This is a genomic window from Sporomusa termitida (genome assembly GCF_007641255.1).
Taxonomy (GTDB): domain Bacteria; phylum Bacillota; class Negativicutes; order Sporomusales; family Sporomusaceae; genus Sporomusa; species Sporomusa termitida.
On sequence record NZ_CP036259.1, the window covers coordinates 912515 to 926177 of the forward strand.

A 13663-nucleotide genomic window follows, 5' to 3' on the forward strand; every position below is an offset into this window, starting at 1 on the left:
AGAACTGAGGAACTCCTGGTGACCTTGTAGTGATTTGGCAGGAGTTTTTTGTTAAATAAGGAATTTTTTTAGAAATATTATCAATTATTGAGAAGCCTGATTTGGAGGAGCAGAAAGTGAAAGCAGACTTTGGTGAAATATCAGGTTCAGATAAGTGGAAAACAGTTGAGCCCATTAATAAAGGGTGGTCTGATGATAAAAAATATCACATTGTAACTAATCGAGGAATGGAATTGCAATTGCGTATTTCTGATATCTCCAAATATGAAGTTAGAAAAAAAGATTATGAGACATTGAAACGTCTTGATGAAATGGATGTGTTAATATCAAGACCAATAGATTTTGGTGTTTGTAATAGCGGAAAGCATGTCTACTTTGTGTTATCGTGGCTTAGCGGGGAAGACTTAAAAGATGTTCTTTGCACTTTAAATAATGACGAACAGTATAAACTTGGGGTAAAGGCAGGAGAAGCATTGAGAAAGCTGCATTCAATTCCTGCACCGGCAAATTACAGTCTATGGACAAATCGCTTTAATCGTAAAATTGATCGTAATATCAATAAATATTATGCATGTGGTATTGAAATTCATGGTGCTGACAAAATTATAGATTATATTGAGACAAATAGATCTCTTCTGGAGAATCGTCCGCAAACATTCCAGCATGGTGATTTTCACATTGGCAATATGGTAATTACTCAAAATGGTGAAATAGGTATTATAGATTTTGATAGATTGGACTATGGTGACCCATGGGAAGAGTTTAATCGTATTGTTTGGTGTGCAAATGTAAGTAGTGTATTTGCAGCAGGACGGATAAATGGATATTTTGAAAATGATGTACCGGAAGTATTTTTTCGATTAATGGCACTTTATATTGCATCTAATCTTTTATCATCTGTACCGTGGGCTATTCCATATGGACAAGAGCAGGTTGATATCATGTGTGACCAGGCAGGTTATGTATTGAAATGGTATGATCAATTTCAAACGTTTGTTCCAAAATGGTATTTACCATACAGTAATTGTATTGGCCAATGATGTTGGTCATGAAAAGTATGCTTCACACAACGAATATTAGCACTAGACAATTTAGCACAACCAGGAACGATATTACATTATTATTTAATATCTAAATCATGCTTGGTAGGGTATGGTAGAAACGGTTTAACTAGAATCGTCAACTATGCTGTCGCTGCATTGTGAGGAAATCAATCGCCTAAACGTATGTTTGGGTGAATTTTTTATTAAGAGGTGTTTTTTCATAAAAATACATAAAAATTTGGAACCAAAGCTTTTTAGTTATGTAATGAAATCGAGAAGCGCCCTTCACACCTGCATAGCGAGCGCTAAGCCTTGCCGGTCAACGCACGGAACACAAGCGAAGTTGTTTTTAAACGCCGGAAAGGCGAGTTTGGATTCCTTCGCAAAATTTTAAATAATTTATTGACTTAAAAAAGGTGGGAGCTTATTATTGTAATTGATATTGATTGTGATAATCAATATCAATTACAATAAGCTGACTGATTAAGTCAACTTATTGTCTGAAATCATTATAATTTTTCTAATGCTGCTCGTAAAATTATAGTTTCAGGTTTAAACCACCGGTTCCAGCGAGGACAGGCTTAGCGGCAGCAGAGACAGAGAAAAAATAGGAAAGGAGTATAGACTTCAGGTCATTTTAGTAGGAAGTTTGTGATAGCACTACATATCATTACCGTAAGCACAGGTAAAAGACACATTGCCTTACAATTGGGAGGAAACTAGCATGGGTAAACAAAAAACGCCTAAAATTTTATGCTCGCTGATGAGCGGCGTTCTCCTGTTCGGCCTGGCCGGACAAGTTTCGGCAGCGGAGTCTGTACCGGAAGAATTCAGCTTTGATGAGTATGTCATTACAGCCAATAGGATGCCGGTTAAAGCAACCGAAGTGGCGGCTAATGTGACGGTCATTAATCGGGAAGAAATCGACAGGGGCAATTATGCCAGCGTACCGGAAATGTTGAGAAAGGTTAATATTGCTGTTGAGGAGGGCGGGGGCGGTGCTATTCCTTTTCTAAACGGGGATAAGCGGGTGCTGATCCTGGTGGATGGCCGTAGGATGAATTGGGATCAGATTATCATCAGCGGCAGTGCAGGGGGATTTAATCTTACTAACATACCAGTTAAAAATATTGAGCGAATTGAAATCGTACGCGGCCCGTCATCTTCTTTGTATGGCAGCGATGCTGTAGGCGGGGTTATTAACATCATTACGCGCAAGACAACTGGTGGAAATACCACCTTAACGACCGAAGCCGGCAGCTGGGGGCAGAGGCGCTATGCTTTTTCGGATGAAAATAAATTGGACAATGGTTTTAGCTATTTTATTACGGCTGAAAGAAAAAAACAGGATAATTATAAATATAAAGATAAAGACGGCTATACTAAAGAATTTGCCCAAACTTATGGAGAGCAGGATTCAGTAAATTTTCGCTTAGACAAAGAATTAGATAACGAAAAATCCTTATCATTGCAGTTTAATTATATGGATAAGGATGGCGGTTTCAGTATGAAAGCCCCTGGATATTATCACAATTATCCCTACGGCTACGGCAGTTCGCGGGATAATAATGTTGCCTTGACTTATAACTTGAGCAAAGATGGCTTTTTCAGGGTTTATCGCCATAGTTCCAGTGATGAACACACTTCTTTTGATGGTTCTACAATTAGTTACCAAGTTGACCGCAGTGCCGTCGGCATGGAATGGCAGCAGAGAATGCAGTTAAATGACCAGCATACTTTAGTCGGTGGAGCTGACTGGCGGCAGAATGACTATGAGTATGTTAGTCAAGTTATTGATGATTCTTATACCACAAAAGCAATTTATCTGGAAGATAATTGGAAGTTGCCCCATGATTGGACAGTGACATTAGGTTCGCGTTATGATGATCACAGCATAATCGGCAATCATATTACCTCGCGTGTAACGGCAAATCGCAAATTGAATAAAAAAACAAATGTGTTTGCCTCTTGGGGACAATTTGTAAAATCGCCGACAGTAGAAGATTTATTCAGTAATGCCCCCTGGTTCGTGGGAAATCCTGACCTCCGTCCGGAGACAGGAGATACCATCACACTTGGTATGAATACAGAATTTGACCGGAATACAAATTTGCAGTTAAGTGTTTTTAAAAGCCGGGTAGAGGACGCTATTGCTTATGACTATACAAACCAGCCAGGATTTGCCTATAATATAGATGAACAGAAACGACGGGGGTTGGATTTAACCTTAGCTCATAAATTATCGGATCAATGGAGCGTCGCTGCCGGTTATTCCTATGTAAAAGTGGAAAACAAAGATGCAAGCACAGGTTCAACTGGGTTTACGAATGACATAGACAATAGCCAGCCCAACGGATACCGGCTTAATGTTCAATATACGCAGGCGCAGTGGGATGCAGGGGTAACATTGCGGGCTGCCAGCGGTCGGGACGCAGAGTCTTTTGGCAGCAGTCATTATGCCGTTCTTGATATGACTGTTAATTATCGAATTAAACCCGAAACCAAGTTGTATTTAAAAGGCTATAATTTATCAGATGAATCCTATTCGGTAAAAGGAGGAAGTACTTGGGGTACTGGTTTGGCTTATCCGATGGCTAAACGCAATTTTATTTTTGGTTTGGAGCACCGCATTTAAGATACAATGGAGTGGTTTAGCGGGCACTGTCCAGATTTTTAGTGGACAGTGCCCGTTTTCATTCATATCAGTGTTACCTGTAGGTAGTTGTTTATATAATCAACATTCTTGGCGAGACACAGACGACTGGAAAATAGCTACGGCCGTAAGTCTCATCGAGCTTATTGCGGCACGCAGAAACCCTTGCCGTATAATGCCACGCACGTGGTCACCTTTTCAAGCGCTTAAAGCTGTGGCGGAAAGGCAGCAATAAAATAAAAGCGGTATATTCGCAAGGAGATCCCAATGCGCAGTCTTTTCAGGCATCCTTTCAATTCAATGAAGCTTTGCTGAAGATGTTTGGCTTACATGTAGTTGATACCATTTTACTAACAGGCGGCGGAGACCCCAACACCGCGGCTAATAATCAAAAATTTTTATCAAAAGCTTATGAAGCAGGAAAAGCAAACCGATAGGCAACGGTACGCATTGCGAAGTAACCAAGAGAGCTTTTTTACCAGGGGATTGTTTTTGTAGAAACTTCCTGCCGTCCGGCTCATCTGTACTTGCATTTTACCGCAAACAGGCTATAATTAGAAATAGGTGGAAATTAAAAAGTCGACGTGACCTGAAAGTGCTGGAACACTTCCAGGCCCGCGCAAGGTGCACACACACCTACACGTAACAGCCAAGCTGTCCACGACGACATATCTATTATACACCGCTCTTCTGCCGCCGCACAAGCGGGGGAGCGCGGGGTTAATAGCCGTTGCCGCAGACGTGCCGGGCTGTGAGTGCGACTGGACGCAGCAAATGATTTGGACTAGTCTCATCAGCTACTGAGCAGCAGGCAGACCAGACCAGGACCTACGGGTTTGTGGCCGCCTGGTTGTTTGGCCGGGTATACTGGCTTATTAGCGTTGAGTATGTAACAGACATCGACACAGGACGCATGTGTAGGGTAAACCCTTTGCATGCGTTCTTTTTAATTTCCCCTATAAAAGCTGACGGCCTACCGGCCGCAGTCTGAATATAGGGGGTATATGTATGTCTGATGAAATAACGGGTTCCGGCTCAGCCGCTTGTCCCCGGCCAACATCCGTCCTGCCGGCAGCGCCGGACCGGGAGCCGCAGCAGACCGGCGCCGAGCAGGAGGACCGGCTTATGCTGCAAAGCATCTTAAATGAGGCCTTTAATCAGTATATCTTTACCAGGGTGGACAATATCCTCAAACTGGCCGGCACCAACGATGCCGGCTACAGCAAGACGGTCAGTAAGGTCGGCGCCATCCTGGACCGGCTGCTGGCCCTGGCCGGGGAACTGGAGAGCCAGTATCCGGAATTGCTGGAGCTGGTATGGATTTCGAGTCGTTCACAGCCCTGGAATCCGGCCAGTCGGCGGAAATCGCCTACAAGCAGGGCTTGCGGGACTGCGGCTATATTCACCAGGAATTTATGGCCTTTCTGCAGCAGCGGTAGGATTGGTGGGCAGTGGCGGTTAATTTCTCCTATCAAGCATCCGAAATGCCCGCAGCGGGCAAACGAGTCCATTTTCTCATTAATTACTTCATATTTAAGGCTAGAAAGACGAGTGCTTCTGGCATTCGTCTATTCGCCATAAAGCGAGCTACAAGGATAATGAAAAAAAGTTGTCAAAAGGGAACGTCCCGTGCGCCAAGAAGCACACGGAGTATAGCGGGTGGGAATCCCGCCTGGGAAGGCCTAGCCAGTCACCCAGTATCCAGCCTTGGGACTGAAGCGGTAACGCCAGGTCTAAGCGTAGGCAGGAAAGGTAGTAGGCCGAAAGCGCAAGCTGAAGATGTAGAATCCCGAAATCCCTAATGGGAAAGGTCGATGCATGGGACGAGCAGAAGACAATACCGAGTTTAGCGATAAAGGCGAGCTAAGCCCGGCGCCCCGGGATCGAAGGTCTTGGCATGCTACACACTGTTACTCCGTGTGAACTTGGGAGACCCTGCCGCTCTCCGATAGGAGTATGGCCGACAAGTTGAAGACAAGGAAGCCAAATAAGTGGCAGGGAGTCGGATTACGTAGTAGTACCAAGGAAACAGGGTAATGCCTGCGGAGGGAAGGACGTAACATAGTAGAGCCCTTGGAAAGAGAAACAATGGCTGCACTAGAGGCAGAGAAACCATTGGAAACAAAACTGACAAGGATAGCTGAGTTGGCCAAACAATAGCTATGGCTAAGCGTAAGTAAATGCTGCTATGAAGAGCCGGATGCCTTAATAGGGCAAGTCCGGTTCTGTGAGGGGGGCCGTCGCGAGGTAGGCCTCTACTCGACCGAGTGTCTATATATTTACCACCGATGCTGAAGAAAAGCGTTGCGTGACTAAGGTAGCTAGTAAAATGGTTACTTCTTAGATAGTTGGAGGGTCAAATTATATGCGATATGAATTTTCATCACAAGTTTTTGCAAAAGATATTTCTGAACTCAGAAAATCTGTCGGTTGGAATAGTATGGAAAATTGTTATGAAATTTCTTTAAATCGATCATATTTCTATATTTGCTGCTATGAAGAAAGTAAACTTATTGGATTTCTTGATGTAATAAGTAATGGTGCTACAGATGCTTATATTCAAGATGTTATGGTAAATCCTGAATATCAAGGGAAAGGAGTCGGAACAAGTCTTATGAATAAGGCAATAAAAAAATTGAAAGAAGATAATATATATATGATCTCAGTTATATTTAAAGAAGCATTATTACCTTTTTATAAGAAATTTGAATTTAACATAATGCTTTCAGGACAATTAGAAACACACCAATTATATAAATGATAAATCTATCCCATGTAAACTAATAGATCTTTATAATTAGCAAGGGTTACAGGCATATCAAAAAGTGTAATAGATAGAGTATAGACACAGACGAATGGGACAAGGAACCTGTCGTGCGCCACGAAGGCGATGGTTGAGAACAACAAGCATCGCTAAGCTTAACTAGAGATGGAGGAAGGCCCTCCGAACCGCCATTCAGGTGGAGGACTCAAACCACCGTAAGCTGCTGTGGACAAAAGCCATGGTAGTGAGCGTTACGGAAAAGGCGAACTGAGAGTTTGTCAGGTAAGTGCCAATGGAGACGAATAAAAATGAACCGCTGTTGAAGTATCGAAACTTGCAGGAGTCGTCAAAACCAGGAGCAGACAGGTATCCTGGGAAGAGTCTGGAGGAAACCTGATTACCGACCAGAGGGCGACCGGTATAGAGGCGGCGTGAATGTGGTACAGGCTTTAGTTAGGAACGTGGGAACCTACGACCCTGATGAGAAAGGAAAACTCCAAGCGGAGACCCCGCAAGGAGGAAAGTACGGATGCGGGGTATAGGGGCGGAATAGCTCGTAGTAGTGAGGAAACTTTTGAAATGAAAGCGGAGCGAAGGAGCTGCGGCGTCCCCCGTTCAATAGACAGAAAAAGCACAAGGATAACATAGTTTTTCACAGGATAGCTTACTATTTCGCTGATTTAAGCAGCCATAGCCAACAAATAGTACTCTTCGGGAGTTCGGTATCCATTGGTGGCATGAATTCGTTGCCGGTTATAAAAGATTTCCACATATTCAAATACGGCGGCCCTGGCCTGTTCGCGGGTCTGAAACCGTTGCCCGATCAGCCATTCATATTTCATCTTGCCCCAAAATGCCTCCATTGGTGCGTTGTCCCAACAGTTGCCCTTCCTGGACATGCTGCAAATAAATCCGCGCTCTTTGAGTACATCCTGATAATCCTTAGAGCAATACTGGCTGCCACGATCGGAGTGAATGAGTACGCCGTGGGGCGGCCGAGCTCGCTTGCAGACACTGTCTAACGCCTGCATGACCAGTTCTTTGGTCATCCGCTCACTCATGGATAATCCGACCACTCTTTGCCCGCATAGGTCAATGATGGCAGCCACGTACAGCCAGCCTTCCTCCGTCCATAGATAGGTGATGTCACTGACCATTTTTTGATTGGGCCTGGAGGCTGTAAACTCACGGTTTAACAGGTTTTCGGCAACGGCAAGGGCATGTTTCGAATTCGTAGTGGCCTTGAATATTTTGGCTGTTTTAGAGTGAATGCCCGCCTGCTTCATCAGGCGTTCTATCCGCTTATGATTTACTCTCAGACCCTTACGGCGCAACTCTTGATAGATTTTACGGCAACCATAAACATGGCGTTTCGTTTGATGAAGTTGCTCAATCTGCGCCAAGATGGCCTCGTTTTCTAAGTCCCTTTGGCTTTTCGGGCGATTTTCCCATGCATAGTAGCCACTGCGGGATACCCCCAGCACTTTGCACAGCTTCTCCACCCGATAGGTTTGGCGGTTAGCTTTGATAAATTTGAACCGTTTTATTTCTGGTTCTTCGCGAAGTACGCTGCCGCCTTTTTTAAAATCTCATTTTCCTCCCGCAGGTCACGATTTTCTCGTTCTAGCTTTCTTAGCCGCTCATCGTCTGGACTGAGCTTGCCGCTGCCGGGAAAAGGGGCATTAGGTTTTTCCCGATACTTTTTCAACCACCCATGAAGCGTATTCTCATTGATCCCTAACTCGGCTGCCACTTTGGATACCGGCCCACCGGTCGCTTCTACTCTTTTCACCGCTTGCAGTTTAAACTCGGCGCTAAACTGTTTCACCATTTTCATTCCCCTCTCTGATTCCAGTATACTACGCGTTTCTACTGTCCATCAAAGGGGGGACGGGGCAAGCCATGTTATCTGGTTTTGAAAATTGGTCAACCAATAGGGAGGAACTAATGGACAAAACAAAATCGTTTGTAATTCCCCGAGAAGCAGTAAAACAAGCATACGAACAGGTAAAAGCGAACAAGGGGTCAGCCGGAATTGATGGGCAATCCATAGAAGGATTTGAAGAAAACCTGGCAGATAACCTGTATAAGCTGTGGAACAGAATGTCCTCTGGAAGCTACTTTCCACCGCCAGTCAGAGCGGTAGAAATACCGAAAAAGAGTGGCGGGAAAAGAATGCTAGGAATACCGAGTGTAAGCGACAGAATAGCACAAATGGTCGTGAAAATATACTTGGAACCCATGGTAGAACCACATTTTTGTCAGGATTCGTATGGCTACAGACCAGGGAAATCGGCTATAGATGCAATAGCGATAACCAGACAGAGATGTTGGAAGGGACAAGGGGACAGGTACATTGTCCCAAGAATAAATAGAATATTCGCCGCGAAGGGAGGGGAATAAATGCAGCCTAACGGGATCACTGTCAGGGAATGCCTGGCGCTGAAAGCTTTCAAACGGTTTGAGGTATTGACCGGTGAAGTTGGTCTGGATAATCTGCTGAACCGGGCGGGCGTTTTAGAGTCCCCGGATGCCATCTACTGGGCCAAGGAAAAGAGTTTTATCCTGACCATGGGTTATGTTTTTAAGGATAATGTGAGCAAGCTGGTGGAATTGCTGCCGGAAATGGCGCAATGCGGCATAGCGGCTCTGGCTATCAAAGTTGACCGGTTCATTTTCCTGTTAACGCCGGAGGTAGTGGAAAAGGCGCAGGAAGTCGGTATTCCTATTTTAAAGGCGCCGTCCGACATGACTCATCATGAGGCATTCCAGGCGTTTTATGAAGAGTTGTTCAACCGTCAGTATGCCAGTCGGCTGCGTGAAGCGCAGGCCGCCTATTTTGGCAGATCCGTCGCGACGCTGTGTGTGATGCCTTTCCTTGACGGGCTGGCCAAACAGATCGATTTGCCGGTTGTTTTGCTTGATGCTGCGGAAAGAGTCGTTGCTGCTTCTTTACGCAATCCTAAGCTCAAACTGACTGCCGGCAATAGTTTTGACAAGTACAGGCACTATTTTACTCTGGACAAGGCTTTTGCGTATCCTCTTCAGGCAGGGCAGCAAAGAGTTGGCTGCTTAATCGTCCTTAGCCGGGAAGCGGTGCTCCCACCGGTGGTAAACATCATTGTCAGCGCGTCTTTGGCCCTTTTTACGCTGCAGATGATGTTCGATATTCGCAAAAAAGGCTTTACGGAAAGGGAACTCATCCTCGCACTGCTAAAGAATGAGGCCTGTGATGAGAAAACCGTCGTCCGGGAACTGGCGCAATATAATCTGGATGCGCAGCAAAAATACTTATGTGTGGTCATGGTCGCTGAAGAAGATAAAACTATGGAGCTGCCGGGGGACAGAGCAGAGCTGCCCGCAGGGGAACTCTTTCAATATGCAGCCAGGCTAATCCAGGAAGAATGTCCGGGCGCCAAATGGGTGGCGGAGGACGCCGAACTGATTGCCCTGCTGCCCGCCGAACATTATAGTGCGGTGCAAAAGAAAGTGAAAGTCCTGGGGCAAAGAATCGCCGCCAAAAGCAAAACGGTATTTCCCGGCTGGCGTTTGTCGTTTGGCATAGCGTCCGCGGCCATACCCCTGATGCAAAGTCACCAGGGGTACCGGGAGGCAGGCAAGGCAGCTAAGATTGGCTTAAGGGTGAATGCCGAGCCGGTCGTTTGTTTCGAGAACCTGATGTCTTATGCGATTTTGAGCGAACTCAAGGAAATGGATCAGGTGAAACAGCTCTATCAGCGCTTTATCGGTCAGATTATTGATTATGACCGGCAGCATCATGCCAATTTATTGGCAACCCTGGAGGCTTACTGCCAGCATAATTTCAGAATAAAGCCTACCGCCGTGGCCATGAATATTCATTATAATTCACTGCAGTATCGCCTGAAAAAGATTGAAGCGATAACCGGACTGCGGCTGGATACCAGTTCCGGCATCTTTGAACTGATCATGGGACTGAGAATGAAGCAGTTGTGGGGTTAGCGGCTAAAAAATGCAAGAGTTTGTGTTTTTTAATAAAAATACAAACTCTATTTTGTTTTTATAAACAAAATAGGGCAAGGGCTGATTAGAAAAACTGGTAAAAATTGTTGGATCAGACAAAGGTCCTCTATTGCTTTGGCCTTAATATTACAGTAACGGAATTTGGGGAATTAATTTTTGCCGGCGGTCAAACCGGTTTATTGCCGGCCGGTTTGAAGCGCTCAACCCAACAGGAGTGGTTAATATGATAAGACATGAATCGGTAAAGCCTGCTCAAATGATAGCCGCCAACTACGCCGAGGCGGTAACCTGGCGCCGGCAGCTTCATCAGCAGCCGCAGCCCTCGTGGCTGGAGTTTTATGCTACGGCCTTCATCGCGGAAAAATTGTCCGCCTGGGGATATGAAATTAAAATGGGACAAGACATTATTGAGGCTGACAAGCTAATGCTGCTGCCTGCCGCGGAAAAACTGGAGGAGGAATATCGCCGGGCGTTAAGCGCCGGCGCCAACGAGGCATATCTGGCGCCGGCCCGCGGCGGTTTTACCGGCGTGGTGGCTACCCTAAAAGGCGATAAACCGGGTCCGGTGATTGGTTTCCGTTTTGATATTGACGCCAATGAAATTACCGAAGCCCAGGATGACGGTCATTATCCGGCCAGCGAAGGGTTTGTCTCGCAAAATCCCGGTTACGCCCATATGTGCGGCCATGACGCGCATGCCGCCATCGGCCTGCTGGTGGCCAAATGCCTTGCCGACCACAAATCGCAGTTATGCGGTACGGTAAAACTGATCTTTCAGCCGAATGAGGAAAATCTTTCCGGCGCCGCAGCCATGGTGGGCAAAGGTGTTGTGGATGATGTCGATTATCTTTTGGGCGGCCATGTGGGAGTGGCCTTAAAGCAATTAGGGAAAATTTCGTTTCGCATTCACAGCATGATGGCGCTGTCCCGCTTTGAGGTAAGTTTCACGGGGCGTTCTTCGCATGCCGCGCTGCGCCCAGACGAGGGAAAAAACGCGCTGCAGGGTGCCTGCGCCGCTATTACCAACCTGTATGCCATTCCCAGGCATGGCTCAGGCGAAACAAGGATCAATGTGGGCTATCACCAGGCCGGCACCGGCTGGAACGTAATCCCCGACAAGGCGTATTTCCGGCTGGAAACACGCGGGGTCAGCAATGAAACCAATCAGTATATGGTGCGCAAGGCGCGGGAGGTTATTGACGGCGCCGCCAGAATGTACGATCTGGCCTATGAGATAAAGCCTGCCGCTGTATGCGGCGCCGGGGAAAACCCGCCGGACATGGTGCTGCTGGCCGAGCAAGTGGCGAAAAAACTGCCCTGGGTTGAAGACATCACGGCTGATTGCGCCTTCAACGGGTCGGAAGATGTCACTGTCTTTATGGACCAGGTGCAGAAAAAAGGCGGTAAAACCCTTTTTGCCGTTTTTGGCACGCCGATTTACGGCGGGCATCATAATTGCAGGTTTGATCTGGATGAACGGGTAATCGGCAACGCCGCGGAGTTTTTCCTGGCCATGCAGCAGGAACTCTCCGGCCAGCCATTATAGAAAGCAGTAAGATGAGGAGGTTTTGTTTGTATGGGGCAAGGATTTAAATGGAGACAAAGGCATACGGCTGTACTGATTGTATTCATGGTCTGGATTTTATCCTACATGGACCGTATGGTGATGGCGGCAGCTATTCCCTATATCGCCAAAGAATTCAACCTGTCCCCGGTAGCCATGGGCGGCGTTTTAAGCGCCTTTTTCGCCGGATATGCCCTTTTTCAGATTCCCGGCGGGATTTTAGCCGATAAATTTGGCGCCCGCAAAGTAATGACCGGCGCTATTGTCTGGTGGTCGATGTTTACGGCCTTCACGGGAGCGGTAGGCTCTCTGGCCAACATGATCTGGATCCGGGTGCTGTTCGGTATCGGCGAAGGCATAGCGCCTGCGGCAACCTGGAAGGCGCTGGCTGTTTGGACGCCGATGCGTGAAAGAGGTACAGCCAATGGGTTCATGATGGCCTCCAATGCTCTGGGACCCGCCCTGGCGCCTTTGTTTGTCGTCGCAATAATGGCTTCCTGGGGCTGGCGCGCCGTTTTTTACAGCCTGCTTATTCCCGGCATTCTGCTGGCTGCCTGGATCTGGTACGGCCTGCCGGATAAACCCGAGGACAAGAAGGGGATTTCTCCGCAGGAACTTGAGGAACTGAAAGAAGACACAGCCGCACTCAACACCAGCAAAACAGCATTGCAGATGTCGTTCTGGGAGGTTGTGGCCGAACCCGCTGTCTGGAAATCGTTTCTGATCTTATTCTTTTCTAATATCACGGCCTGGGGTTTTATCCAGTGGCTGCCGTCCTACCTGGTTAAAGCCAGGGGCTTTGAACTTGTCAAGATGGGCATCACCGCGTCACTCCCCTTCTTCGCCGGCACAATCGGCTTTATTTTCGGCGGCTGGCTGACCGACGTTCCGTTTAAAAATAATCGCCGCATTCCCCTGATTATCAGCCAATGGTTTACCGCATTGTTTTTGTATCTTACTTATACGGCCGTGTCCTCGGAAATGCTGGTAATCTATCAGACAATCGCCGGCTTCTTCCTTTTTACCGCCACCGGCATTGTCTTCGGTCTGCCGATGAGCGCCATATCCAAGGACATTGCCGGCAGAGCCATGGGCATTGTCAATACCGCCGGCCAGGTAGCCGGGTTTCTCTCACCCATTATTGTCGGCTATCTGGTGCAGATTTCCGGCGGTGGAGAGCGCAGCTTTGACACAGCTTTCATCTTTCTAATCAGTACTATGCTGATTTCCTCACTTGTCGCTATGACTTTCACCCAGCGGAAAGCGGAGCAAAGCGCCGCGGGTAAAGCGTCGGCTACGTAGGTCCGGGCTAATAGATAATCCTGACCGGACGCATTAACAAGGGGCTGTCGCAATTAGATTTTTAAACCTATGAGAGACAGCCCCTTGTTATTTTGTCTCTTATATATTTTTAGCTGTGAACACTGATAAATCTGGGGACAATAAGTTGGTGAACCAATAGAAAGAAGGGGACAGGTACCCTGTCCCAAGAATAAATACTGGTTTGGAGGTGATTTAATGCCAAGAGAAGCTAGAGAGAAAAGTGAAAGTGGAATATATCATCACCTGTCCCGTCCCTTCCTTTGCGACAGCTGGATAGGCGGTGCGATAGGGTAAGGCGCTAGTGCGGAAAGGAA

Annotated in this window: 9 protein-coding genes; 8 read left to right on the forward strand and 1 reads right to left on the reverse strand. The window is 46.8% G+C overall.

What is annotated here, in order from left to right:
• Nucleotides 1-116 precede the first annotated feature (116 nt).
• The 4 genes from SPTER_RS04080 to SPTER_RS04105 all read left to right on the forward strand — a co-directional run bounded on the left by SPTER_RS04080 (nucleotide 117) and on the right by SPTER_RS04105 (nucleotide 6457).
• Nucleotides 117-1040 (forward strand): aminoglycoside phosphotransferase family protein, encoded by a 924-nt coding sequence (locus SPTER_RS04080; RefSeq protein WP_144349177.1) that lies wholly within the window; start codon nucleotides 117-119, stop codon nucleotides 1038-1040.
• Between the two features lie 727 nt (nucleotides 1041-1767).
• On the forward strand, nucleotides 1768-3678 hold the full coding sequence (locus tag SPTER_RS04085; RefSeq protein ID WP_246105480.1) for a TonB-dependent receptor plug domain-containing protein: 1911 nt from the start codon (nucleotides 1768-1770) through the stop codon (nucleotides 3676-3678).
• Between the two features lie 1026 nt (nucleotides 3679-4704).
• Nucleotides 4705-5277, forward strand: coding sequence for a hypothetical protein (locus SPTER_RS04100; protein ID WP_144349178.1), 573 nt, complete (start codon nucleotides 4705-4707; stop codon nucleotides 5275-5277).
• A 784-nt stretch (nucleotides 5278-6061) separates the two neighbouring features.
• On the forward strand, nucleotides 6062-6457 hold the full coding sequence (locus SPTER_RS04105) for a GNAT family N-acetyltransferase (RefSeq protein WP_211367451.1): 396 nt from the start codon (nucleotides 6062-6064) through the stop codon (nucleotides 6455-6457).
• Nucleotides 6458-7140: 683 nt separating this feature from the next.
• Here the strand turns inward: SPTER_RS04105 and SPTER_RS04110 are convergent.
• Nucleotides 7141-8288, reverse strand: a protein-coding gene (locus tag SPTER_RS04110) for an IS3 family transposase (RefSeq protein WP_246105599.1) whose coding sequence is annotated in 2 segments (ribosomal slippage) — nucleotides 7141-8033 and nucleotides 8033-8288 — 1149 coding nt in all. Because the reading frame shifts where the segments join, the coding sequence is not laid out codon by codon here.
• A gap of 119 nt (nucleotides 8289-8407) precedes the next feature.
• On the opposite strand from SPTER_RS04110, the gene SPTER_RS04115 reads away from it, so the two are divergent.
• The 4 genes from SPTER_RS04115 (at nucleotide 8408) to SPTER_RS04130 (ending at nucleotide 13328) form a co-directional block, all read left to right on the forward strand.
• Nucleotides 8408-8863, forward strand: coding sequence for a reverse transcriptase domain-containing protein (locus SPTER_RS04115; RefSeq protein ID WP_144349179.1), 456 nt, complete (start codon nucleotides 8408-8410; stop codon nucleotides 8861-8863).
• A complete protein-coding gene (locus tag SPTER_RS04120; RefSeq protein WP_144349180.1) occupies nucleotides 8864-10441 on the forward strand; it encodes a PucR family transcriptional regulator in 1578 nt (525 codons plus the stop codon).
• A 244-nt stretch (nucleotides 10442-10685) separates the two neighbouring features.
• Nucleotides 10686-12008, forward strand: coding sequence for an amidohydrolase (locus tag SPTER_RS04125; protein ID WP_144349181.1), 1323 nt, complete (start codon nucleotides 10686-10688; stop codon nucleotides 12006-12008).
• 30 nt (nucleotides 12009-12038) lie between these two features.
• Entirely contained in the window at nucleotides 12039-13328 is a 1290-nt protein-coding gene (locus SPTER_RS04130) for an MFS transporter (protein WP_144349182.1), read from the forward strand.
• The last annotated feature ends 335 nt before the right edge of the window (nucleotides 13329-13663 follow it).